Below are 22,955 nucleotides of genomic sequence, written 5' to 3'. Positions count from 1 at the left end.
GCCTCAGGGCTTGCCGAACCCATGCTTGGCCAGGATCGCCTGGCCCTGTGCCGAACGCACGAAGGTGGTGAAGCGCTTGGCTTCAACCGGTTGCGCACTGGCCTTGGTCACCGCCAACGGATAGGCAATGCGCCCCGCCACCGGCACCGCGAAGGCACGGCGCACCCGATCAGGCATCGCCTGCGCATCGGTGGCATAGACGAAGCCGGCATCCACTTCACCGCGCGCCACGTAGTCCAGCGACTGGCGAACGTTCTGCGTGGTGATGGTCTTGCCCTGCACCGACGGCCACAGGCCCGCCGCTTCCAGCGCGCCCTTGGCATAGCGGCCGACCGGCACGCTGTCCGGGTTGCCCAGTGCGATGCGCTGCACACCGGCACCGGCCAGGTCCTTCAAGGTACGCGGCGCAGCCTTGGCCTGCGGCGGCACCACCACCCACAGCGCGTTCACCGCGAACACCTCGCGGGTGCCGGCCGCCAGCAGGTCCTGCTGCTGGGCCTGGTCCATCGTGGTTTCATCGGCCGACGCGAACACATCCACCGGCGCGCCGCGGCTGATCTGCTGCAGCAGCACGCCGGACGCGGCGAAGTTGAAATCGACCTTGGTTCCCGGGTGTGCCTTCTCATAGGCGGTGCCCAGTTCGCGGAAGCTCTCGGTCAAGCTCGATGCCGCCGACACCGTCAGGTCGGCCGCCAAGGCCGGCACCGTGGCCAGCAGTCCCAGCAACAACAGTCCAACTCGTTTCATCATTGGTTTCCCCGTTTGGTTGGGTTTAGATCGGTTTCACCGCCTATCCTTGGCATCGCAGGCGCTACATAGCTGGCCCGCCCAGAGCTAGGTAGAGGGTGCACGACGGTGCGGACCTCGTTGGCGCAGGCTGTCTCGTACATCCACATCGAATTGAAGCTGCAGCGAGATGTCATCATCCAGCGCAATGCCAAAACCCAGACCATCACGACAGGGCAAACGTAATGCCAAGGACTGAACCGCTTCGCGAGGAAGCATCAACCGGCAGTACTCGCTCCCCTCCAGAAGCACCGCCTGTTGCCCTGCATGCAGTGATAGCACCATGCCCCAGCCGCGATCGCCGCCGAACCGCGTCAGGTTCTCCACCGATTCGCCGGCCAGCAACTGCGCTAGCTCCTCTTCATCAACGCGCAGACGAACTGCCTGCCGCTGTAGCTGGACTTTCATGATGCAATGAACTCGAGCTCGGTTGAGGTGTTGCAGTTGAGTAGCTGGTCGTATTCGCTATCCGCCAGTGGCAGCTCGATTGCGCCCAAGCGTTCTCGCAGGGCGTGTAGCGAGCGGTGCGCCGCCGGATTCTCGATCAATTCCCGCAACACATGCCGGCAATGGTCATCAATCTGCAACCGCATCGGCAGGGGTTCTTCCGCAAACAGCACACAGGCAGCCGAAGGCGCATCACGTAACCGTTGTAGTAACGCCGGGGTCACATTGGGCGTATCCACCGGAAGCACCAGAGCGGCAGCGTCCGGCATGCACATGGCCACACTGTAGAGCCCGCCCAACGGGCCGCAGCGTGCCACGCGATCAGGAATGCCACCGAAGGCCGGGTAGTTGCCACTCACCCATACCCTTTCCGCACCTGCCTGTCGCAGCAGGCCACGCATGTGCTCTAGCAGGGTTCGCCCGTGCCACGGTAGCAGCGCCTTGTCACGGCCCATCCGGCTGGAAAGACCACCGGCCAGCACGATGCCGTCAGTGGGAATGTTCGTGATCGTGTGCACATTCATGGGCATTGTCATGAGCTTGCGTGGGTTCGTTATCCGCATGGCAGAGACTGCAGCCTTCGGTCCACTCGCTGTCGCCGTCCTCGTAATGCTCCTGCTTCCAGATCGGGCACTGGTGCTTGACCACCTCGATCAACTGCCGGCAGGCCCGGAATGCCTCGTCTCGATGCGGGCTGCCGGCGGCCACCACCACCGCCACATCGCCAATGCCCAACCGGCCCTTGGCGTGGGCCACATACAGCTTCAGCTTCGGACCGAACGTCGCCTCGACCTCTGCCGCCAGGCGCTTGAACTCGTTCAGCACCAAAGGTTCGAACAGGTCGTACGTGATCCCGGTCACCGGCCGGCCGATGTTGACGTCGCGCACCTTGCCGATGAACACGTCGATGCCGCCGAAGCCCGGATCAGATACCGCCGCGATGCCTTCGGCCGGATCGATCGCCGCCTGCGCGCGGTCCACCACCGTCGCGATGATCTTCTCGCTCATCGCTCAGCCCCCGCTCACTGGTGGCAGGATCGCCACGCGGCCATCGTCGGGCAGCGCCTCGTGGTCGCGCAGCACGCGTTGCTGGTCGGCAAACGCCGAGTAGTCCAGCAGGCCCGCGCGGAAACCCGGCCAACGCACCGGCAGCAGCTCGCGCAGCGCCTGGCGCAGATCGGCCACGGTGCCACCGGCCACATCGACGGCGATTTCGCGGCTGGCATCCAGATCGGAAAACGCACCGAACAACTGCAGATTCACCTGTTTCATCATGACTCCTGGCTCACCAGCTGCACCGGTTCGTGGTGACCCCAGCCCTGCACGCGCACGAAGGTGCCAGCGCTGGCCAGGTCTCCCTCGGCCTCCAGCACCACCCAGGCGTTGGCCTGCAGCATGGACATCAAACGGAACGACTCCTGCCCGGACAGTACGCGCGCACTCAGGCGCCCCTGCCCGTCCATTTCCACCCGCGCCCGCGCGTGGAAGCGCAGACCGGGCGGCTTGCGCACGTCGGCCTGCAGCGGCAGCCGCAACACCGGTTCCGGTGCAAGCCCCAGCAGGCGGCGCAGTACCGGCTCGACGAAGAAGCGCTGGCCCACGGCAGCCGAAACCGGGTTGCCGGGCAGGCCGAAGTACAGCGCGCCATTGGGCAACACCGCGAACAACAACGGCTTGCCGGGGCGGATCGCCACCTTATGGAAGACGATGCGCGCACCACGGCCACGCAGCGCATCGGGAACGAAGTCGTAGCGGCCGGCCGACACCGCGCCGGTACTGATCAGCAGCTGCGCGCCAGCGGCCAGCGCTTCATCCAGCACCGCATTGAACGCGGCCACGTCGTCGCCCACCGTGCCCTGCCAGACCACCTCGGCACCGGCCGCCTGCAGGCGGCCCACCAGGTAGGGGCGATTGCTGTCACGGATCTGGCCCGATTCCAGCGCCTGCGCCGCCTCGGTCACCAGTTCCTTGCCGGTGGCGATCACCGCCGCCCTCGGCCGCGCCACCACCGCCACCTCACCCACGCCCAGGGCGTGCAGCAGGGTGCGGGCATTGATATCCAGCACCTGGCCGGCGCACAGCACGCGCTCACCCTCGCGCACGTCCTGGCCGCGCAGGCGCACGTTCTGGCCCGGCTTCACCGTCGCGGTCAGCGCGATGCGGGTCGGGCGGCCGTCCTCGCTGGCGAGGATCTCCACGTTCTCGACCGGCACCACCGTATCCAGGCCAACCGGCATGCGCGCTCCGGTCATGATTTCCCAGGCACCCTCGCCGCCTTCGGCGCCGGCATCGCCGGCTGCCTGCCAGCCCTGCACCGCGAATTCGGTACCGGCCTCGAACGTCGCGCCGTTGGCGCGCAGCGCAAAGCCGTCCATCGCCGAATTGTCGAACGGCGGCAACGACTGCCCGCTGTGGATGTCACTGGCCAGGGTACGGCCGCCGGCTTCATGCAGCGGCACGCGCTCGGCCGGCAGCGGCGTGGCCGCGTCCAGCAGGTGCTGCAAGGCTTCGCAATAGGGAATCATGAGTGGCCATCCCCCTCGACCATCGCCAGGGCGTGGCCCAGTACCGGCGCCAGGATATCCAGGCACTGCGCCGCCGCCTTCGGGCTGCCGGGCAGCGCGAACACCAGCATGTTGCCCAGCTGCACCACCTCGGCGCGGCTCAGCCAGGCCATCGGCGTGTGCTGTGCACTCAGCGCGCGCACCATCTGCGCCAGGCCATGTACCGGCCGCGCGTTCAGGGAACGGAGCGCCTCCGGGGTCAGGTCACGCGGGCCCAGTCCGGTACCACCGGTACACAGGCACAGGCGCACGCCCTCGGCGGCCAAGGCCTGCAGGCGACCCGCCAATGGCTCGATGCCATCGGGCAACACCTCAGCGGCCACCACCTCGCCGCCCAGCTTTTTCAGGCCGGTCACCAGGGTCGGGCCAGAGATATCCTCATAGGTGCCGTCGCTGGCGCGATCGCTCAGCGTGATCACCGCGCAGGCCGCGCCCTCCAGGCCCTTCGGCGCACGCGGCTTGAAACGCGTGCGCTCGGCATCGTCCATGCCGTCGGGGTGCAGCCAGACACCGCGCTTGCCGCCTTCCTTGAACAGCAGGCGGATACCTTCGATGCGCAGGGCCGGTTCCACCGGCTTGCTCAGGTCGTACAGGGTAAGCAGCGCCGCGTTGACGCCGGCCAGTGCCTCCATCTCCACGCCGGTGCGCGCCTCGCTGGCGCACTCGCACCACACGCGGATCGCCTGCCGTTCCGGTACCGGCGCGCAGAACACCTGCACCAGTTCCAGCGGCAGCGGGTGGCACAGTGGCATCAGCATCGAGGCCATCTTGGCGCCCTGCAGGCCGGCAATCTCGGCCATCACCAGCGCATCGCCCTTGGGCAGGCGGCGCTCGACGATCAGCGGATAGGCCACTGGACCGGCATGCAGCTCGCCCACCGCCACCGCACGTCGGCGGGTGATGCGCTTGTCGCGGACATCGGCCATATGGAAGGCCGCATTCAATTCCCCACTCATCGTGTTGCTCATCCTCCGATGGAGGCCAGGTGCGGGGTCAGCCCGGTCTGGCCCTGGTGCAGTCCATGCCCGGCCGCTTTCAGGCCAAGCTGCGTGGTAATGCGTGCCAGCAGCGCGTCATGGTCATCGTCGCTCTGCAGCAGCGGGCGCAGCGGCACGCCGAACTCGCCGAACAGGCACAGCCGCAGGTCACCCTTGGCGGTCACCCGCAGGCGGTTGCAGCCCTTGCAGAAGTCACGCGAATACGGGGCGATGATGCCCACCGTGCCGCGATGGTCCGGGTGGCTGTACTCACGCGCCGGGCCGGCATCGGCGGCGCGCGGCCGTTCGTGCCAGCCAGCCGCCAGCAGCTGCTCGATCACCACGTCGGCGCGCAGGTGGTGGCGCTGGAAATAGGCTTCGTTGTCGCCGGTGCGCATCAGTTCGATGAAGCGCACGCTGAAGGGGCGGTCACGCAGGTAGTCCATCCACTGCGGCAGCTCGTCGTCGTTCAGGCCACGCAGCAGCACCGCATTGAGCTTGATCGCCGGCAGGCCCAGCGCCTGCGCCAGGGCCAGGCCCTGTTCGATCTCCGGCAGGCGGTCATGCCCGGTGATGGTCTTGAAACGTTCGCGCTGCAGGCTGTCCATGCTCACGTTCAGCGCGGTCAGGCCGGCGCGGTGCCAGCCCGGCAGGCGCCGCGGTAGCAACGTGCCATTGGTGGTGATGGCCACCTTGCGGATGCCCGGCACCGCCGCCACGGTGGCGATGATCTCATCCAGGTCCTTGCGCAGGCTGGGCTCGCCGCCGGTCAGGCGGATCTTGCTCATGCCCAGCGCGGCAAACGCACGCACCAGGCGCGCGATTTCTTCCACCTGCAGGAAGCGCGGGCGGCCATCGGCCTGGTAGCCGTCGGGCAGGCAGTAGCTGCAACGGAAGTTGCAGGCTTCGGTCAACGAAAGGCGCAGGTACGGAAAGCTGCGTCCGAAACCGTCGGTGAGTTGGCGGGGATGATCTGCCAGTGCGCCCTCACCTACCGGCTCTGGCGCCCGAATGAGCTCGGCTGACATTCTTAGTCCTCCCTACGACATGCCGGCGCAATCACTGTGAAATGACCACCCTGACCGGGATCGACTTCGCCGCGGGGGTACCACTGATGCGATCGAAGTAATCCAGAGGTAGCAGTGGATTGAGTTCAGGGTAGTAGCCCGCAATCGCGCCACGCGGCATCGGATAGTCAAGCACAGTCAACCCATCGACCCGCCGGCAGACGCCATCACTGGAGATCGTCTCGAGGCTCACCTGTTCCTCCTTCCCAATCCCTCGTGCTACTCGATCTTCCAGGTTCATGAAGAGGATCATTCGATCGTTATACACACCGCGATAGCGATCGTTGTAGCTGTAGATTGTCGTGTTGTACTGGTCATGGGAGCGAACCGTGGCCAGCCGAAGCATAGTGGGATCCTCGACCAGGTCGTTCACTTCAAGACCCGGCAACACCAGAATATTGGCCTTCCCGTTAGGTGTCGGCCACTCACGGCGGCGCGGCGGAATGTCCAAGTGGAAGCCACGCGGCGCCTGGATCCGTTCATTGAAGTCTGCGTAGATGCTGGGATAGACCGCCGCGATCAGCTCACGAACATGGTTGTAATCGTGCATGCAAGCTGCCCAGTCGACCTTGCTGTCCGGCAGTGTTGCCATTGCCATGCGGCACACGATCTCAACTTCCGGAAGAACATGTTCACTCACAGGCTCCAGTACTCCACGGGATGCGGTGACATTCGACATGGCATCCTCAATGGTGACAAACTGCTCACCCAGCGGGGTATGGATCCACTCCGAGCGCGCCACCACCGGTAGGATCAGCGCCTCCTTGCCATGCACTAGGTGGCCACGGTTGAGTTTGGTGGCGATGCCAACCGTAAGCTCAAGACCACGCATTGCCCTGTAGGCAATTTCGGTATCAGGAACAGCATGGATGAAGTTCCCGCCCATGCCGATGAAGACCTTGGCGGTTCCAGCCAGCATCGCCTCAATAGACTCAACCACATGGTGCCCATGTTCGCGCGGCGGTTCGAACCCGAACACGTCGCGAACTTGGTCCAGGTAGCGTTGCGTCGGCTTCTCATCAATGCCGACGGTACGGTCGCCTTGCACGTTGGAATGGCCGCGAATAGGAGCAATGCCCGCCCCGGGCTTTCCGAAGTTGCCGCGCAGCATCAGCAGATTGGCAACCTGCTGCAAAAGGCGAGATCCTTGCTGGTGCTGGGTCAGGCCCATGCCATAGCAGATAATGGTCGCACGGGAACGGATGTAGATCTCTGCACAACGCAGAATCTGCTCCTTCTTGATCCCGGACACTTGGACGATCTGGCTCCACTCCAGGGACATCACTTCTTCACGCAATGCCTCCAGCCCGACGGTGTGCTCGGTCAGGAATTCGTGATCGAGAACAGACTCGCCGGCCGCTTCCCGCTCGAACATAGCCTTCATGATGCCCTTGATCAGGGCCAGGTCACCGCCGATGCGAATGTGTACAAATTCACTGGAAATCTCGGTGGAGCCAAACGTGGCCATCTGCACGACGTCCTGGGGCTCGGCAAAGCGAATCAGCGCACGTTCCGGCATAGGATTGACCGCGACAATTGGAGCATTACGCTTCCGCGCCTCCACCAAGTTGGACATCATTCGTGGTGAGTTGGTGCCTGTGTTCTGGCCGATGACGAAGATGGCCTCAGCATGCTCAAAGTCATCGAGCACGATAGTGCCCTTGCCGACACCAATTGCCGGCGGCAACCCCCGGCTGGTCGGCTCGTGGCACATGTTCGAGCAGTCCGGGAAGTTGTTGGTTCCGAACTCGCGCACGAAGATCGAGTACAGGAACGCGGCTTCGTTCGGCGTCCTCCCCGAGGTGTAGAACTCAGCCTCATGCGGGCTGGACAGGGCCTGCAGGTGTCGCCCGATCAGCGCGAAGGCCTCATCCCAGCTACAAGGAACGTAATGGTCGGATACCGGGTCATATCGCATCGGCTCGGTCAATCGACCCTGCATCTCCAGCCAATAGTCGGACTGCGCCATCAGCTCCTGGACAGTGTGCTCCGCGAAGAACTCACGCGTGGCGCGATGCTTGGTTGCCTCCCATGCCAAGGCCTTCGCACCGTTTTCGCAGAACTCCAGCTTCTTGGTGTGATCTGCATCCGGGAAAGCGCAACTGGGGCACTTGAATCCCCCAGGCTGATTCATCGACAAAAGCGCTTTAGATCCCTTGGCAATGACGCTCTGCTGCATCAGAACCTTGGCGGTTGCACCGGCGGCACCCCAACCACCGGCAGGATGGTCGTAGGCTTTGTAACGGGGGATCTTCTGCTCTGACATGACAGGCACTCGCAGCATGCAATTGGGAGTGGGAAAAGTTAAGCACGCGACGGCCTCCCCTTCCACGGACAGTATGTCCACCCTGCCCAGACAAGACGTCCGGCGTACACGCCGGGGATCGAATCGAGGCACTGGTGTCCGATACGAGTGCCTCAACGGACCCGAAGCGCTCATCCTGGCCCTCACCACGAACAGGTCTTCACGCCACCCGCCATCGATTGTAACTATCTAATTTATCGGGCGTTTTCTAGCTACAGGCACATGTAGCGGACAGGCGGGCCACAGCCCCTCGAACAGAATGTCGGATCAACTCAGCCAAACTGTCCATCTGCGAACATTTGTAAATTTTGACCGCAGCGGGGTGTACGCCTTGGGATACTCTCCGCACTGTCAAACCACTAAGAAGTCCCCGACCCGAGGGACCCTGCACGCCCAGATCATCGTTACCGGCTTCCCTCCCCGCCAGGCCTCATCTCCATGCAAGCGCCCAGCCCAGTACCTGCCAACGAGCCCTGCGGCATCGCATATCGAAGAACCCTTCGGTGGCGTGGTGGCGAGCGCGGCTCAATCATGGACAGCGTTGCCGAAGAAGTGCCTGTCGCGATGCTCTACAACGACAGTCCTTTCTCGGTGATGATGGCCAGCCCAACGGATCTGGAAGACTTTGCGCTGGGCTTTTCCATGACGGAGGGAACAATTTCTGATCCCTCCCAACTTCTCCGGATTGAAGTGAGGCCATCGCTGGAAGGCATTGAGCTGGCGATGGAAGTCACAGATAGTGCGCCCATCGTGTCAATGCCCAACGACGCCACCCGCAACCTACCCGGGCGTAGCGGTTGCGGGCTATGTGGAGCTAGTCGACTGGAGCAAGTGCTCAGAATGCCTTTGCCAATCGACCGACCCACCACCTACTCCGCCTTGGCGCTACGCGTAGCACTGTCCTCGCTAAAAGGGCTACAGCCAATGAACGAGGCTGCCGGCTCAACCCACGCAGCAGCATGGGTTCTCCCGGACGGAGCTATCGAAGTGGTACGCGAAGACGTGGGCAGGCACAACGCACTAGATAAGCTCATTGGTGCAATGAGGCGCTCATCGACTTCAACCAACGAAGGTCTCGTGCTTCTATCTAGCCGTGCTAGCTACGAAATGGTGAGTAAGGCCGCCTATGCAGGCATGGCGATCGTTGCAGCGGTATCGGCACCCACAGCCTTAGCCATAGATCTCGCAAAGGCCGCAGGGATCTGTCTTGTCGGTTTCGCGCGCTCGGATGGCTTCAACATCTATTCACACCCCCAGCGCCTACTCGATTTGGAAGCTGCACACCTAGCAGCCGTATGACGCCAGATGACGCCTGCCGTGCAATGAGCAAGGATCTCCGCCGATGAAATTGCTAGGCACCATCGGAACTTGAGCCGCTAGCCACCACCCACCCCCTATTGGGATCGTTATGGACGCCCTCCTCCTTTCCCGAATTCAGTTCGGCTTTCTCATCAGCTTCCATGTGCTCTTCCCTGCCTTCACCATTGGCTTGGCCAGTTGGCTTGGTTTCGTGGAATGGCGCTGGCTTCGAACCCGCAACCCGGTGTGGCGGGATCTGTTCTTCTTCTGGCAGAAGATCTTTGCCGTGTCCTTCGGCATGGGCGTGGTAAGCGGTATCGTCATGGCGTTCCAGTTCGGCACAAACTGGCCTCGTTTGAGCCAGATCGCCGGAACCGTAATCGGCCCCCTACTGACTTACGAGGTCCTGACAGCCTTCTTCCTGGAGGCAAGTTTCCTCGGAGTGATGATGTTCGGCTGGGGGCGAGTATCACCACGCCTGCACTTCTTTTCCACATGCATGGTCGCACTTGGAACGCTCTTTTCAACGTTCTGGATTCTTGCCTCCAACAGCTGGTTGCATACGCCTGCGGGCTACGAAATGATCAACGGAGTGGTCCATCCGGTTGACTGGTTCGAGGTTGTGTTCAATCCATCGTTCCCCTATCGACTGGCCCATATGGCAATAGGGTCATTCATAACAACCTGCTTCGTGGTGGGTGGTGTTGGCGCCTGGTACCTGCGGCGTAAGGAGCACGTCGAAGCCGGCCGCAAGATGCTTGGGGCGGCTGTGATATTTGCGGCCATTACCGTTCCTGTTCAGATTTTCGTGGGTGACATGCATGGTCTGAACACCCTCAAGCACCAGCCGATGAAGATCGCAGCGGTAGAGGCTCACTGGCATCAGGGCCAAGAAGGTGAAGGAGTTCCGCTGGTCGTCTTCGCTGTACCAAATGAGAAGGAAGAGCGGAACGATCTTGAGATCGCGATTCCGCGTGTTGGCAGCCTCATCCTGACTCACTCCATGGATGGAACCTTCGCACCGCTGACATCCGTACCGGCGAGCGAACGACCTCCGGTCACGCCTGTGTTCTTCGCATTCCGGATCATGGTTGGGATAGGCACCCTCATGCTACTGCTCGCCTGGCTTTCTGCTTTCACCCTGGCCCGCCGTAAGCTGTTCGATTCCGGGGCCCTGCTGCGCGCTTGGAACTGGATGCTTCCAAGTGGGTTCGTTGCTTTGGTGGCCGGCTGGTTTGTCACCGAGATGGGGCGCCAGCCTTGGATTGTCTATGGCGTTTTGCGAACGGCTGATGCCGTGGGACCGCAAACGGCCTGGATGACAGCGATCTCACTCGCGGTCTATGTCGCTGGATATGCGTTCGTATTTGGTTGGGGCATCTGGTATCTGGTCAAGATCCTCCGACATGGCCCACATGCCCAAGACGGAAGTCCGTCGCTAGAGGGTGGTGATCGCACACCTGCACGGCCTATCTCGGCCGCTGATCAATCTCTCTGAGGAACGCTGACATGGACTCGATGACCTGGTTGCCCATCGCCTGGTTCGCCGTCATCAGCTTCGGCGTCCTGATGTACGTCGTCCTCGACGGCTTCGTACTCGGTATTGGCATTCTCGCGCCCTTTGCCGAGGATGAAGAGCAGCTCGATGTGATGATGAACACCGCTGCCCCAATATGGGATGGCAACGAAACCTGGCTGGTGCTCGGCGGAGCCGGATTGCTAGCAGCGTTTCCAACAGCCTATGCAGCGCTTCTTTCGGCCCTGTACCTTCCAGTACTTCTGCTGCTTGTATCATTGGTTTTCCGGGGGGTCGCCTTTGAGTTCAGGTTCAAAGCCCATCGCTCCAAGAGGCTTTGGAGCGTGGCTTTCGGCCTTGGCTCGCTTCTGGCCGCGTTCTCTCAAGGAGTGATTCTTGGCACGGTGGTGCAAGGCGTGCCAATGACTGGTGACACCTACGCTGGCGGGCCATTCCTATGGTTCAGCCCCTTTGCCATGCTTACCGGAGCAGCCTTGGTTGCCGGCTACGCCTTGCTTGGAGGCACCTGGCTAATCTTGAAGACCGAGGGGCGAACCCACGCACTTGCCAGGCGCCTGACCCGCCCCCTGGTGGTCGCCGTGATCGTGGCCATGGGGCTCGTGAGCAGCTGGCTGCCGTTCCTTGATCTGCGACTAATGACTCGCTGGTTCAGTGACGGGAATTTCTGGTGGCTGTCCCCCGTCCCCCTTCTTACGCTCGCCGTGGCAGTGGCGCTGTGGCGCGCGGAGAAACGCCCCACTCATGATCTTGCCCCTTTCCTACTGAGCCTGTCGTTGTTTGTCCTGGGTTACCTAGGCCTCGTACTCGGCATGTGGCCGTACCTGCTCCCCCCGGCATTGACGATCTGGGATGCAGCAGCGCCAGTGTCGTCGCTTGGCTTCAGCCTGGTCGGCTTGGCGGTCATGCTTCCTGTCATCCTGGGCTACACCGCCTGGTCATACCGCGTTTTCCGCGGCAAGGTGAGTGCGAGCACGAGCTATCATTGAGCGTGATATGCCGCCCATTCGCCTGAAGTGGAGAATGGGCTCAACTAAAGCCCGGAAAGGGCGAGTGGGTTCGGTGGCGGCCGACTCATGAACTGAATGTCACTGGACTATCTTCAGCTAAGCCGAAGGTCAAATGCCACCGCCTCTGGCCCTCGACTTGACTCAATCAGTTAGCCAATACGCCCGGCCTCCCAGAATCGTGTATCGCCCTAAGACACACAGGATGTGATGAGTGGGGCCTTCAGCCGACCCTGAATCGTATGCCTTCGGATCGAACTGACTTGAAGGAAAGTCGATGATTCACGGTGAGGTGGTAGAAGAACGCCTCACACCAACGAAGTCGCCTAGAAAGAAGGACTACATCATGTATGGGGCCGCTACGAGATAGCCACCTGACAAGAGTGAGTGGGTCCCTTCCCGACAGCATGGGGCTAAGTAGCTCAACAGTAGAGCCTCTGGCCAACGTGCAAACCCACGGCCGTACGGATCTTAACCATAGGTGGAAGCCCTCCCGCTCAAGCCTACGCCTTTCAGCAAGCTCCGCTCTGAGCTGACGCCGGCGAACTTGGCGGGCTATCTCCAAGTGTGGCGAGTACTCCCCCTTGCCATGATAGGCAACCTTCAGGACGTAGCCCCGGGCCCTGGTAGGAATCGGTGAGTACGAAGCTCGAACACGCGCAAAGAAGTACCCCGCGAAAACGGCAGTTGCGACGAGAACAACATGAAGTTCGCTCGGGGCGATACGGTATCCACTCGCGGTGAAGAACTGGACGCAAACAAGTCCATCACAACCCGTAGGAATCAACGTTCGATACAACGTCGTCCCGGGAACATACAAGAGAAAAATGAAGCCATAGGCGCACCATTTCCAGCAATGAACTCGCTGATCCAGCACCGGCTCCCAACTGAGCTCTCTTTTGGGGCGGCGCAGAACGTAAGCGCCAATGAAGAGCAGCGAAGGAACGCCCAATAGCAGCAGCAGGTCGATGATCTTCTGAATTGAGTACATGGCAGGGTACTTAGAACGTCGCTCCGGAGCTCCTGGGCAAACGGGATGCCATCGACTGGATTCGTGGCCGGGACGACCCGCCAGGAGTCTGGACAGGGCTGTATCGGCCGCGCGACATGGAACTTGAACCACTGATTCGTCCATGCTCAATGGCCTACTCGCGCTCCTCGGCATAGCACGGCTCCCCAAAGAACCTAGAACACCGCTGGAGGAAGCGACGGGACTTTCACTCACAACTCCAGCGCAGCCACGGACAGCAGTGTGGCGATATCTGAAGATCAGATAGACGCGGACTCGCCTCGCTGCTATGCTGGTGAGCTAGGCGAGCGATCTGAGAGACAAGTGGCCTATGTTGTCACCCAACCGACCCTCATTTCGCATTGGCCAGAGTTGGACGATTTCGTTCGTTCAATCGGCCCGTTCTTAGCCTGCGCCTGGTGCGCACTGGAGCGCTCAAGGACCGTAAGCGGGCCTGTTGCCGCCGAGGGCTTGGCCTCAGCCGCACTCGATACGCTTGCCTCACTTCGCGTACTGCAGCGCATTCCCATCGCAGCCCCCAATTCCGGGGCGAGGTCCTTGTATGAGCCTCTGGCATGGACCTATCAGGCCGCTTGGTCACGTCAGGACGTGAGTCTGGAGGCCAGGTTGACCAGTACGCTTACCCGATGGGCTGCCGAATGCCCGTCCACTGCCAAACGGACCTTGGGAACCTCGCTCGCAGAGAGCGAAGCCCGTGCATACCTGGCCAACCTGCTACGCAAGTATCGGCTATCTCCCACGCTGGGCAATGGCCTGAGATCGACCCAGCTCCCGGAGTGGAATGCACTGAGCTTGGGACGCAAGAGGTATGTACTGTGGGCCGGCATGCGCAACGTTGCGTCGGAGTTCCTGAAAGCTGATCTGGACGAGGAGGCCGCCCGTCGGGTACTTGATCGAGAGATCAGCAGGAGATGCACTTGGCTCGTTAGCCGAGTTCAATCGGGAGCACTTGGCCCGACTGACTTTTGCTTCGTGCCAGGCCATGGCTGGCGTCAGCCGTTGATCTTGGACGTGGCAATGGAGACGTTTATCCCTCTGGGCAGACAGTACTGGCTGCAGCCAAGTAGCGACTGGAGGCTTTAGCGGATACTCTCCGCGCCGCGTCCACTAGTGGGCGCGCGACCCAGCGAATCCGGTGTCAGCGGTCGACTAGATCGCGTAGGTATCGGTGGCGCCAATAGCCAGGGCTGGCCTTGAACGACTGATGAGCTCGCCACGCGTTTGATCTGGAAGGGCAACTACGAGCGCAGTCCCTGTGCCCATTGCTGCAGGAAATCCTCCTGGACAGCGGTCTCGATGGCACCCGGCCTGACACGTCGCACCGAGCCAATGGCAGCCTGCGCTGTTCGCTCAGCCCCTGACTGCAGTAGAAGCATCGCTGCGACAGTGCCGGCTCGCCCCAGCCCACCCTTGCAGTGGACCACAATGCGCAGGCCCGAATGCAAACTCCGAACGAGCATTGACCCCAGTACTGGCCATCGTTCGAGCAACCTCTGGTCAGGTGCTGCGCCATCCGTGATTGGAAGGCCATGCCATGAGATGCCCTGCCCTTCAACCACTTGAGGCAAGCACTCGATCCGCAACTCACTGAACTCCCACGGCTCGAGTAGCGTGATCAGGTGGCTGGCTCCCCAACACTGAATCACAGAGACATCCACATCGATGTCTCTCGCCCATGCCCCCGTCATCGCAACTTCTTGGTACTTACCTGGCGCGAAGGTCACACCAATTGCCCCTCCCCTTTCGCCAACCGGGAGTTCCGCGATAGCTAAAGGGTGGGTCAAACTTGTTCGAATCATGTCGGATCTCCTGAACGACAGCCCATTCCTATGCAGCAACCGGCGCTGCTGGCTGGAAGAGCTGCACCCGCCAACCCACTCACTAAGCACACCAACTACAACGGAACAACCAATCGTTCCTTCAGCATCTCAAGGGCCACTTCCAGGCCGGCGTCATCCGCGTCATATGGAGCGCCGAACAAAGAGACCTCAATCCAATAGCGCTCCTGCCCCGGATGGATGTAGTCCGCGTGATCGTCCAGCAACAGCGCTGCACCCAGGATCGGAGACACATACCGGAGGTCCTTCGTTGCCCCTCCCCAGAATGTATATGGCAACTCAGCGAACCAGCCTGGCGCGCTCCCTTCCTCGACCAGCAGCCGCGAAATCCTGCGGAAAGCTGCCTCAGGGACCGTGGTGTAGATGACCAGATGCTCGAAGAGTTCATGAGCGACCTCAAGGAACTGATAAAGCCCTGGGCGTGGAATCTGGCTGACAGCATTTGAGATCAGCGTCCCCTCGAGATCGAGAGCAAGGATGGTCGGTCGCATTGAGCGCTAGGATCCTCATCAGCAGTTGGACACTTGGATCTGGAGCGTTCCGCGCTGCGCTTGGTCATCGGACGCAGTTGCGGAACGCCAATGAGTCAGATATCTGAGAACTTCTCGGCTTGCTTAAGCTGATTCTCCAGAGACTGGATCTTTTCCCTATAGTTGGCAGCTATGTAGGGCTTGTCATTGAAGTCCAAAGCCGTCTGAGGAATTAGTTCGAGCTCGACTCGCGTTGAAGACGCTTGTCGAATTGCCAGTGTCGACCACGCATCATCACCTTTTACGAAGCCAACATTGAAGCGCGCCGTGACGCCGCGGCTCGGCTTGAGGCCATCAATCGATCGGAAGTCGCTGTGCACCCGCGACTTTGCCGTGGGCTGAGCTTCGCCATTGATGTAGAGCGTCGCCGCCCAGCTGGCCTGGCTGAGCGCCAAAGTTGAGCTATTCGCAATTCGCGCCTCAATGACCGGCTTCGGGCCAAAGAAGCTGTCCTCGATCCGTAACGTTGCGCCACTCGCACGCACTCTTTCTAGTTCGGTGATCGTCGGCCGCTGCGCGTTGGCCTGCTCCTGCAGAGCAAGAATTTCTTTTGGATGGGCATCCCTAATCTGCTTGATGTGCCCCCTAACCACCTGTCTTATAGATGCATTCGGGTAGGCCTTGTTCAGCTCAGCCAGATCAAGGCCGGCAACGGCCCAGTTGAAGGCATCCCGCTCATGGGCACTCAGCTCGGCGTCAATTGCGTCAATCGACGCTCTGTATTGCTCCTGCGTGCCGTCAGTGACCAACTTCCTGTCTACTGGACCGCTGCAGGCGGCAACTAGGACCGTCAGAGCAAGCAGCAAGCCCTGCCTGCCCCAGCCAGCTGCGTCGCGTCGACGTTGTTCTTTGATCATGCCCTTCCCCTGTCAATGAGAAGCACAGGATATCTGGTTTTTAGATATCGGAGAACTGGATATAGCTTCTGAAGCCGCTCAACCAGGGTGCGGCCGTGGCCAAGACAATCCATCGCAAGGAATACGCCGCCCTGATTGAGACCGTCAGAGACGCGCGCTTGGCTGCTGGCCTTACCCAAGTACAAGTGTCCAGCAAGCTGGGGCGCAGCCAGTCGTTCATTAGCGATGTTGAGACAGGGAAGCGCAGGGTTGACGTCGTGGAGCTTAGGGACATAGCGCGCCTGACAGGCCTATCCCTGGGCAAGCTCATTGCCGACTTTGAGAAGCGACTCAAAGACTGACTTTACTGAGCTAAGGCTCAGTCTTCTTCAGATGCGTACCACTAGGCTCACGCCTAGTGCCCACCCCACTATCCCGCTCAACGAGCATGCGACCACTTTGAGCAAATGGCTTCTTGCCAGTTCTGGCTACACAGGACTGGCTGGTCAAGTGGTGGCCTCCAGCGCACCATCCGAGCTAGAAGGGAAAGCATTCATAAGCCCTGTCGGCGCGCTTGACTGACGATTCCTTCGCAATAAGAGGTTCAGCGCTTCAAGGAAATCCCTTTGGGGCGACCTCTTCGTACTGACCATAGCTTAAAAGGCTCGGCATGCATTGCAGAACCAGCATGCGCATCTCCCCGCAAGAACAGTGACCTCCACCGCGCGGCTAGCGTTGATACCTCTCCCTTGTTGACGCCACTTCAAGGTAACGAAAGATCCTGGAGGCGCATCTCACGGCTCATCAACCATGGGATGCGGATGCTCAACGTCAACCAGCATGTCGACAGAACGCATGAACTTCAGAAGCACTGCGCCCAGAGGCTTGATGCGGGTGTAAGGCGAGCTTCCGATGCTAGAAGTGGGCAGGACTTCCGCCACGCATGCCGCTACCGGACTGATTGGCGCAAACTGCTTGAGAGTTGCAACCTCGCCGTGACAAACATCCTCCGGCACGTCCAGCAGCCCAAGAAACAGGTCGTCAATTGCATCTTGAGTCGGCAAAGATCCGCCGAGCTCAGTCCCAGCCAGCTGCGCGAATGCTCCTTGCCTTGTCAGATCATTCACGAAAGCAAGATAGTGCGAGTGAAACCGGGCGAAGAATGTATCCACCCCACCTGTGCGAGGAGTCACCGGAAGCATGCACGGATAGTCATCTGCGAAGAATACCCCCTTCGCCGAATTGCTACTAAACGCGCTGGAATCCGTATTGCCAAGTGGAAACCCAACATCCTTTGGCAACAGCGATCCCCTACGAAGCCTGACCACCCGCTGCTCCATCAACAGCTGGATTGCCGTGCATGCGTCGGGGCGCAATCCCCAAACAGCACAAAAACGAATAATTGCCCAGCGTAGTGCATCCCGGACATCTACTGCAGTCTCGAGCCTACCGCTGTCTATAGCTAACAGATAGTTACACGCACACAGGCCTATCGCGTCCAAGGAGCCACCTTCGGCCACGTTGAACATGGACTCCAAGGCATCTACCCGACTTGGCGCATAGCTGCTGAGGCCAGGGAGATTGTGATGAGAAGCCACCAGGCGTTCGGTGATGGACGGCATCAGTAGCCCAAGACGCTCCATTAGTGATCGACGTACGCCCCGCAATTGCTCCGCAGTGGGAGCCTCTGTGCTGCAGATCATCCAGATCGGATGCTCGAAGGCCTCCTTTGCAGCCGCGAACGCTGGATCCCCATGCACCGAGTCAATCAAGTATCCACCAGGACCGCGTAGCTTCCCTGGATGATGCCCCTTGCTGAAGAACCGGTAGAAGGATCGGGGACGACCGTTGGCCGCTTGCGCGTGTATATCGAGCCCAACTCTAGGCAAGAGCAACTGATCAAGATCATCCCAGGTCAGTCGATCGCCATGCAGCCTTCGCACAACGCAGGCCCACACGCTATTGCGGACGACCAGCGCCACGTCTGTTGGAATCTTGCCACGAGGCATACTTATGGATCTTCTGAAGCGGGACTAAAGAATCCCCTAGAACTGGCTGCAATTGTGCATGATGGGGTCCAACGGTAGCTAGGAGTTGCGTCATGCCTATCCAGAATCCAGAAGCAGCAGTCTCCACCGAACTCAGTCGCGAGCTGCTAGAGCGGCATGGGGAGCTCATGGGCGGCAGCGACCTCCAGCGGAACCTTGGCTTTCCAAACGGCCGCACCTTCGGCCGAGCCGTCCAGCGTGAACTTTTGCCGGTTCGCACCTTTCCGCTGCCAGGTCGGCGGGGGTTGTTCGCCAAAACGCGAGATGTCGCTGAGTGGCTGAACTCGCTGTAATTCCTGAGCACGCGAGCTGAGGCCGAAGCCAAAAGGCCCGCACCACTTCTGATCTGCTGAAACTCACCTAGGCGCACAGTGCGCCCCTGAACGGCTTGACGCCAAAACTCCAGCTTCAAAGGAGGCATTTAGCCCCCCAGTTCATCAAATCTCCGACCCCGGAAATGAAATCGCCCCCGCAGCAACGGGGGCGATAGCCTCGCCGGAGCGAGAGGGGGTGAAGCTCTACGATAACGTATGTAGGCTCCCGCAATTCCGACTTCGTGTCAAGCGGCAAAGCTGCTTGAGCGGGCATCTGCGCGCTCCGACTGCCATCGTATGGCAATCGGCACGGCACCCCATGCCCGAAATCCCCAATGACCCTGCTGGCCATTGCCGCCAGTACCGAGCCTCATTCTCCGAGGCCAACCGGGAAGTCGATCGATGAAGATCCAACACTCAGCTGACCATGCATTGAGTCATCCCTCAATCGCGATTGCGCAGCGCCACTCCTCGACCATGCGAACTGCAGTCATCCACAAGGAGGCAGCATGAGCAACCACGCGACCAATCCCGTGAGCCCGTTCCAAGGCGTAGCGTCTGCACGCGCCTCCGACCCGCTCCACAATGGGAAGGATCGACCGCTGGCCCCCCGTGAACTAACCGCTGGCCAGATCAAGAGGGGGGACATCTTCACCTTCTTTAGCCCGAAAGAGAACCGGACGGTTACCGTACACGGCCCCCTGCAACTCGCGCTTCGACTGCAATTGGAGTTTGATCCATCAGTGGCGGCCGTGACCGAGAGGCCTCGGTCCATCCCGGTAGGACTTGACAGCATGGAACTCCATTTCTGGTTTCAGAGGCGCGGAGGCCAGGAGATCTATGCAAACGTCATTCCGAATTCGCAGACAGTACCCGGCGTGGATGGCAAGCGTCGTCCTCGCGAGCTGGACCGGCTTCGTTCAGCAGCCAAGGATGCAGGCATCTCTTTGTGGCTAATCACGGAGGACGAACTCAAGGCGCCCGGCGGCAGGAATGAGCTCTGCTACCAACTGCTCGGGTTCTGCCAGTCAGCCAAGGATCTGGGGAGCAGCCTGGCGTTGCGACAGGAAATCGCCGCGACCATCGAGCGAAGCGGCAGCATCAGTGCAGATGAACTCATCCATGAGCTCAGGCACCACCCTCGAACTCACATTCAGGGGGTCGTGGCTGAGTTGCTTCACGTCGGATTTCTGGCGACCGATGCATTTCCTCGAATGACGGGGCGATCAAGGATCTGGAGGGCCGACCCATGAGTTCCAAGTTCAATGCCGTCGACCTCGAGTCGATCCGGGCAACTCCAAGGCCAAATGGGATCGTACTTCCAGCTGATCAACAGTCGGAATTTCAAGCCCGCCTGTCAGCACTCACCAGCGTCCTTGATGGGGCAACCTTGGTCGACGCAGCCCTTCGATGGGGCGTGCCGCGAAATACCCTCTCTCGAATGATCCGGACCGCACTGCTCTTCGACGAGAGCGGTCATCGAGTCGGATACCGAGCCTGCATTCCCTATGCGCGATTCAGCGTGTCAGATCGCAACAACTCGGTCGTCCCCGATAGTTCACATCCGTTCGCCATAGATGCTGTCCTGCAAGCGATCCCCGAACTCGGCGATGCAGTCGCAAGATTCAAGGGCGCCTTGCCAACACAGTCCAAAAGGAGCCCCGCGTTCGACAGGCTGCATTCCCAGTTCGTGAAGGTGCTGACTGGGAAGGGCTTTCAGGCCATGTATCCGCTCAACATCCGTGACAAGGGAAGACGAGCACTGACCTCCCTCATAAAGCGCATCCGAGGCACAAAGAGCGAAAATGAGATGCTCTTGGCTGCGGATGAGCCTACTTCCACCCGAATCGAGAACCTACTCAGCATTCGGCCATTTGATCGAGTTGAGTACGACGAGCATTCCGTCGACATCGACGCATGGCTGGCCATGCCGATGGCGGACGGCTCATTCCGGCTAGAGAAGATTAGTCGGATCTGGCTACTGGCAGTTGTTGATGTCGGGAGTGGCGCCATCCTTGGTTGGGAAATGGTGCTTGGCCGGAAGTACGAGCAACACGATGTAGTCAGCCTGTTCGCGAAGATCATGAGCCCCTGGCAACCAAGGGATCTGAGCACGTCGAACTTGAGCTACTCGACTAGTGCATGGATGCCGTCGATCTACCTAGTGGATGAGGTAGTGATGAGAAGCGCAATGATCGCAATGGACAACGACTCATCCCATCACGCCAAGATGACAGTCCGAAATCTCATTGATCATCACAAGGGAATCCTGCACTTTGGACGATCCGGGATGGGCGAAGGTCGCCCCTACATCGAGGCTCTATTCAAGAAGATTGAGAATGGCCTGCTGCGCCACATCGCCGGCGGCTTTGCTCCCGCAACGCAAGTGAATGAGCGTCAAGTCACTACAAAGCTTGACGGGAAAGACCACCCCATTCTCCTGGAGGTCTTGAAAGACCTCATTGACACCTATGTTACCTCGCACAATGTGACGAGCCGGTCCACTCGCGAACCCAGGTCGCCCAAGCGAATCATTGATGAGCATCTGGCATCTGGGGAGTGGGTGTGGCATGCACCTGGCACCGAAGATGACGTGAGAAACATGACCGTTAGGCGGATGAAGGTGACCATCAGAGGCTCCAGAAGGAGTGGTGTACCTCCCCTCGTCTATCTCGACCACGCTAGGTACAGGTCACCAACACTGTCTGGACAGTGGCACCTGATTGGGCAGTCATTTGACGCAACCTACGAAGACTGGCGAGACATTCGCAAGCTGACCCTCTGGAGAGGCGGTAAGCGTGTACTCACACTTCACGCTCTCGCCCCATATGCGAGCGTGGCCCACACGCTGTCGATCAGGAAGCGCGCGGCACGCTGGGCGAAGAGCGACGCGTCACGGGAGCCCGGTAACTACTGTTTAGCCGACAACATTGAGGCCTATCACGCAGCCGTCCGATCGGCGGCCGCTGGCGTCAGGGACAGCGCCTCGCTCATGGCAGCTGGCGATGTGCCCAAGCCACCTTCCACGACCAACAGTCAGGGGCAAGGCTCTCCACTGATGGGAATCCGCAGGGCCACGTTCAACACGAGGCTCCGCTGATGAAGGCCCCGGCGAGCCTTGAGAACCACCCAATGCACGCGCGACATCGCCCCAATATCCAGACTCTCCCCTTACTGCGAATGGCATCTGGATTCGCCACGTGCCTGGAGTATGGGCGGCCGAGCCTGAGGATCATTGGCGATGGCCGGTGTGGGAAGTCAACTGCCACGCGAATACTTGAAACCACCACTTCTTGGCGACCATTTCCTATTGGATTCCTCCGGATGGTCGTCGGAAAACCGACTACCCCTAGCGAAGGCAACTTCTTCCGCGAGGTCATCCTTGGACTGGGCATGAGGGCAACAACCGTAGCCAGCCCACAGGATCTCCTCCTCAGGATCATCCGGGCAATTGAGCAGGAAGCCGCTAGAGCATCGGCCGACGTGGTCGTGATTGCGATCGATACGGCTGAGCAGCTCACGCTCAAGGACTACGCCCACCTTGCAAAGCTTCAGAACCACTTCCTCGGATCATCAGTGCAACCGTTCTTTCTCTTCATCCACCAGAGCAACAGCGTGATTGGAGGCGCAGACGATCTTAGTCAGCTGGCGCCGCCACATCTGTATGGCCGATTCTTTGTCGACAGCCATCCTTTTACCGGGCTTCTCTGGGACATCCCGACGGAGGACGCTGACGTGCAGGACGCATGTGATGTCGCCTTGGCATTTCGCCAGCTTGACCAAGTTATGAGGTGGCCGGACGAGGGAGGAAAGACCTACACCGAAGCATTCGCACCCTATGCTTACAGCGTTGGCTGGCGCCTTGAGAAGGAGACCGAAGCGATACGCGAACGAATTGAGAACCTTGCCAATCAAGGCAACTATCCCGTTCCCAAGGATTGGCTCATGGCCTCCTTCAACCAGTTTGTCTACCACCTACTCACCAAGATCGCTGCTGGGCGCAACGATTTCGAAGGGCTTACTACCCAGCACATTGATGAAGCTCTCCTGCGCAGCGCATACGCCGGCTTCGAAAGCTCAAGAAATAGGGCCGTAGGCAAATGAGGAGCGGCGCTCAGCTGGTCGGCGGCAACCTCCGACTTGTTCCATACCAATCGGCTTTTGGCTGCGTCGCGAGGCTATCGCGACTGAACCAGGCCAGGCGGGTCACGGAGTACTCACAACTCCTCGGAATCAAGCCAAACAGAAACATCAACCTGCTCTTGAGCCTGACGACCTCGCAAGTACAACAAGAGGCACTCTCTACAACCCTTGGGATCGAGACTCCGCCCGAGTGGGACTTGGCGGCGTGGTATCCGTTCATGACGGACGAC

General features: G+C 60.3%; 21 protein-coding genes. 8 read left to right on the top strand and 13 right to left on the bottom strand.

Annotation, left to right across the window (positions count from 1 at the left end; genetic code table 11):
• Positions 1–3 precede the first annotated feature (3 nt).
• From modA to ACZK4Z_RS10825, 9 genes are all read right to left on the bottom strand, one after another.
• Complete coding sequence (gene modA, locus ACZK4Z_RS10865) at positions 4–747, bottom strand: molybdate ABC transporter substrate-binding protein (RefSeq protein WP_026070511.1); 744 nt, start codon at positions 745–747, stop codon at positions 4–6.
• A gap of 87 nt (positions 748–834) precedes the next feature.
• Positions 835–1,194, bottom strand: a complete 360-nt coding sequence (locus tag ACZK4Z_RS10860) for a hypothetical protein (RefSeq protein ID WP_017354491.1) — start codon at positions 1,192–1,194, stop codon at positions 835–837.
• A complete protein-coding gene (mobA, locus tag ACZK4Z_RS10855) occupies positions 1,191–1,757 on the bottom strand; it encodes a molybdenum cofactor guanylyltransferase (protein ID WP_026070512.1) in 567 nt (188 codons plus the stop codon). Before mobA ends, ACZK4Z_RS10860 begins: the two co-directional genes overlap by 4 nt.
• Entirely contained in the window at positions 1,723–2,241 is a 519-nt protein-coding gene (locus ACZK4Z_RS10850) for a molybdenum cofactor biosynthesis protein MoaE (RefSeq protein ID WP_017354493.1), read from the bottom strand. The genes mobA and ACZK4Z_RS10850 overlap by 35 nt, the downstream gene beginning before the upstream one ends.
• 3 nt (positions 2,242–2,244) lie before the next feature.
• Complete coding sequence (locus tag ACZK4Z_RS10845; protein WP_017354494.1) at positions 2,245–2,505, bottom strand: MoaD/ThiS family protein; 261 nt, start codon at positions 2,503–2,505, stop codon at positions 2,245–2,247.
• Positions 2,505–3,758 carry a molybdopterin molybdotransferase MoeA gene (locus tag ACZK4Z_RS10840; RefSeq protein WP_017354495.1) on the bottom strand — a complete coding sequence of 418 codons (1,254 nt, stop codon included), beginning with the start codon at positions 3,756–3,758 and terminating at the stop codon, positions 2,505–2,507. Before ACZK4Z_RS10840 ends, ACZK4Z_RS10845 begins: the two co-directional genes overlap by 1 nt.
• Positions 3,755–4,753 carry a bifunctional molybdenum cofactor biosynthesis protein MoaC/MoaB gene (gene moaCB / locus ACZK4Z_RS10835; protein ID WP_026070513.1) on the bottom strand — a complete coding sequence of 333 codons (999 nt, stop codon included), beginning with the start codon at positions 4,751–4,753 and terminating at the stop codon, positions 3,755–3,757. Before moaCB ends, ACZK4Z_RS10840 begins: the two co-directional genes overlap by 4 nt.
• 8 nt (positions 4,754–4,761) lie before the next feature.
• Positions 4,762–5,802: a GTP 3',8-cyclase MoaA gene (gene moaA / locus ACZK4Z_RS10830; RefSeq protein ID WP_017354497.1), complete on the bottom strand. Its 1,041-nt coding sequence runs from the start codon at positions 5,800–5,802 to the stop codon at positions 4,762–4,764.
• 31 nt (positions 5,803–5,833) lie between these two features.
• A complete protein-coding gene (locus ACZK4Z_RS10825; RefSeq protein ID WP_026070515.1) occupies positions 5,834–8,107 on the bottom strand; it encodes an FdhF/YdeP family oxidoreductase in 2,274 nt (757 codons plus the stop codon).
• A gap of 477 nt (positions 8,108–8,584) precedes the next feature.
• On the opposite strand from ACZK4Z_RS10825, the gene fdhD reads away from it, so the two are divergent.
• The 3 genes from fdhD to cydB all read left to right on the top strand — a co-directional run bounded on the left by fdhD (position 8,585) and on the right by cydB (position 11,968).
• Positions 8,585–9,445, top strand: coding sequence for a formate dehydrogenase accessory sulfurtransferase FdhD (fdhD, locus tag ACZK4Z_RS10820; protein ID WP_026070516.1), 861 nt, complete (start codon positions 8,585–8,587; stop codon positions 9,443–9,445).
• 109 nt (positions 9,446–9,554) lie between these two features.
• On the top strand, positions 9,555–10,943 hold the full coding sequence (locus tag ACZK4Z_RS10815) for a cytochrome ubiquinol oxidase subunit I (protein WP_017354500.1): 1,389 nt from the start codon (positions 9,555–9,557) through the stop codon (positions 10,941–10,943).
• A gap of 11 nt (positions 10,944–10,954) precedes the next feature.
• Positions 10,955–11,968 carry a cytochrome d ubiquinol oxidase subunit II gene (cydB, locus tag ACZK4Z_RS10810; RefSeq protein WP_017354501.1) on the top strand — a complete coding sequence of 338 codons (1,014 nt, stop codon included), beginning with the start codon at positions 10,955–10,957 and terminating at the stop codon, positions 11,966–11,968.
• 2,286 nt (positions 11,969–14,254) lie between these two features.
• Here cydB and ACZK4Z_RS10805 read toward each other — a convergent pair.
• The 3 genes from ACZK4Z_RS10805 to ACZK4Z_RS10795 all read right to left on the bottom strand — a co-directional run bounded on the left by ACZK4Z_RS10805 (position 14,255) and on the right by ACZK4Z_RS10795 (position 16,241).
• Positions 14,255–14,704: a phosphatase domain-containing protein gene (locus ACZK4Z_RS10805; protein WP_017354502.1), complete on the bottom strand. Its 450-nt coding sequence runs from the start codon at positions 14,702–14,704 to the stop codon at positions 14,255–14,257.
• Between the two features lie 206 nt (positions 14,705–14,910).
• Positions 14,911–15,345, bottom strand: a complete 435-nt coding sequence (locus ACZK4Z_RS10800; protein ID WP_017354503.1) for an NIF family HAD-type phosphatase — start codon at positions 15,343–15,345, stop codon at positions 14,911–14,913.
• Positions 15,346–15,440: 95 nt separating this feature from the next.
• Positions 15,441–16,241, bottom strand: a complete 801-nt coding sequence (locus tag ACZK4Z_RS10795; protein WP_017354504.1) for a hypothetical protein — start codon at positions 16,239–16,241, stop codon at positions 15,441–15,443.
• A gap of 95 nt (positions 16,242–16,336) precedes the next feature.
• Here ACZK4Z_RS10795 and ACZK4Z_RS10790 point away from each other — a divergent pair, with 95 nt between their 5' ends.
• Positions 16,337–16,582, top strand: coding sequence for a helix-turn-helix domain-containing protein (locus tag ACZK4Z_RS10790; protein WP_017354505.1), 246 nt, complete (start codon positions 16,337–16,339; stop codon positions 16,580–16,582).
• 432 nt (positions 16,583–17,014) lie between these two features.
• Here ACZK4Z_RS10790 and ACZK4Z_RS10785 read toward each other — a convergent pair whose 3' ends face one another.
• On the bottom strand, positions 17,015–17,992 hold the full coding sequence (locus ACZK4Z_RS10785; RefSeq protein WP_146027644.1) for a hypothetical protein: 978 nt from the start codon (positions 17,990–17,992) through the stop codon (positions 17,015–17,017).
• Between the two features lie 329 nt (positions 17,993–18,321).
• Here ACZK4Z_RS10785 and ACZK4Z_RS10780 point away from each other — a divergent pair, with 329 nt between their 5' ends.
• From ACZK4Z_RS10780 to ACZK4Z_RS10765, 4 genes are all read left to right on the top strand, one after another.
• Entirely contained in the window at positions 18,322–18,561 is a 240-nt protein-coding gene (locus ACZK4Z_RS10780; protein ID WP_049399270.1) for a hypothetical protein, read from the top strand.
• Positions 18,562–19,091: 530 nt separating this feature from the next.
• Entirely contained in the window at positions 19,092–19,835 is a 744-nt protein-coding gene (locus tag ACZK4Z_RS10775) for a hypothetical protein (protein WP_017354507.1), read from the top strand.
• Positions 19,832–21,682 carry a hypothetical protein gene (locus ACZK4Z_RS10770; RefSeq protein WP_049399271.1) on the top strand — a complete coding sequence of 617 codons (1,851 nt, stop codon included), beginning with the start codon at positions 19,832–19,834 and terminating at the stop codon, positions 21,680–21,682. The genes ACZK4Z_RS10775 and ACZK4Z_RS10770 overlap by 4 nt, the downstream gene beginning before the upstream one ends.
• Positions 21,682–22,686: an ATP-binding protein gene (locus ACZK4Z_RS10765; RefSeq protein WP_332840906.1), complete on the top strand. Its 1,005-nt coding sequence runs from the start codon at positions 21,682–21,684 to the stop codon at positions 22,684–22,686. The genes ACZK4Z_RS10770 and ACZK4Z_RS10765 overlap by 1 nt, the downstream gene beginning before the upstream one ends.
• Positions 22,687–22,955 lie beyond the last annotated feature (269 nt).

The organism is Stenotrophomonas sp. 71799_Sma (genome assembly GCF_056482505.1).
The sequence above is the reverse complement of the archived record's forward strand: the minus strand, read 5'-3'. Positions and strand labels throughout refer to the sequence as shown.

Coding starts and splice junctions, on each gene's coding strand:
- modA (WP_026070511.1), bottom strand. CDS start 747: ATGAAACGAGTTGGACTGTTGTTGCTGGGACTGCTGGCCACGGTGCCG.
- ACZK4Z_RS10860 (WP_017354491.1), bottom strand. CDS start 1,194: ATGAAAGTCCAGCTACAGCGGCAGGCAGTTCGTCTGCGCGTTGATGAA.
- mobA (WP_026070512.1), bottom strand. CDS start 1,757: ATGAATGTGCACACGATCACGAACATTCCCACTGACGGCATCGTGCTG.
- ACZK4Z_RS10850 (WP_017354493.1), bottom strand. CDS start 2,241: ATGAGCGAGAAGATCATCGCGACGGTGGTGGACCGCGCGCAGGCGGCG.
- ACZK4Z_RS10845 (WP_017354494.1), bottom strand. CDS start 2,505: ATGAAACAGGTGAATCTGCAGTTGTTCGGTGCGTTTTCCGATCTGGAT.
- ACZK4Z_RS10840 (WP_017354495.1), bottom strand. CDS start 3,758: ATGATTCCCTATTGCGAAGCCTTGCAGCACCTGCTGGACGCGGCCACG.
- moaCB (WP_026070513.1), bottom strand. CDS start 4,753: ATGAGTGGGGAATTGAATGCGGCCTTCCATATGGCCGATGTCCGCGAC.
- moaA (WP_017354497.1), bottom strand. CDS start 5,802: ATGTCAGCCGAGCTCATTCGGGCGCCAGAGCCGGTAGGTGAGGGCGCA.
- ACZK4Z_RS10825 (WP_026070515.1), bottom strand. CDS start 8,107: ATGTCAGAGCAGAAGATCCCCCGTTACAAAGCCTACGACCATCCTGCC.
- fdhD (WP_026070516.1), top strand. CDS start 8,585: ATGCAAGCGCCCAGCCCAGTACCTGCCAACGAGCCCTGCGGCATCGCA.
- ACZK4Z_RS10815 (WP_017354500.1), top strand. CDS start 9,555: ATGGACGCCCTCCTCCTTTCCCGAATTCAGTTCGGCTTTCTCATCAGC.
- cydB (WP_017354501.1), top strand. CDS start 10,955: ATGGACTCGATGACCTGGTTGCCCATCGCCTGGTTCGCCGTCATCAGC.
- ACZK4Z_RS10805 (WP_017354502.1), bottom strand. CDS start 14,704: ATGACGGGGGCATGGGCGAGAGACATCGATGTGGATGTCTCTGTGATT.
- ACZK4Z_RS10800 (WP_017354503.1), bottom strand. CDS start 15,345: ATGCGACCGACCATCCTTGCTCTCGATCTCGAGGGGACGCTGATCTCA.
- ACZK4Z_RS10795 (WP_017354504.1), bottom strand. CDS start 16,241: ATGATCAAAGAACAACGTCGACGCGACGCAGCTGGCTGGGGCAGGCAG.
- ACZK4Z_RS10780 (WP_049399270.1), top strand. CDS start 18,322: ATGCCTATCCAGAATCCAGAAGCAGCAGTCTCCACCGAACTCAGTCGC.
- ACZK4Z_RS10775 (WP_017354507.1), top strand. CDS start 19,092: ATGAGCAACCACGCGACCAATCCCGTGAGCCCGTTCCAAGGCGTAGCG.
- ACZK4Z_RS10770 (WP_049399271.1), top strand. CDS start 19,832: ATGAGTTCCAAGTTCAATGCCGTCGACCTCGAGTCGATCCGGGCAACT.
- ACZK4Z_RS10765 (WP_332840906.1), top strand. CDS start 21,682: ATGAAGGCCCCGGCGAGCCTTGAGAACCACCCAATGCACGCGCGACAT.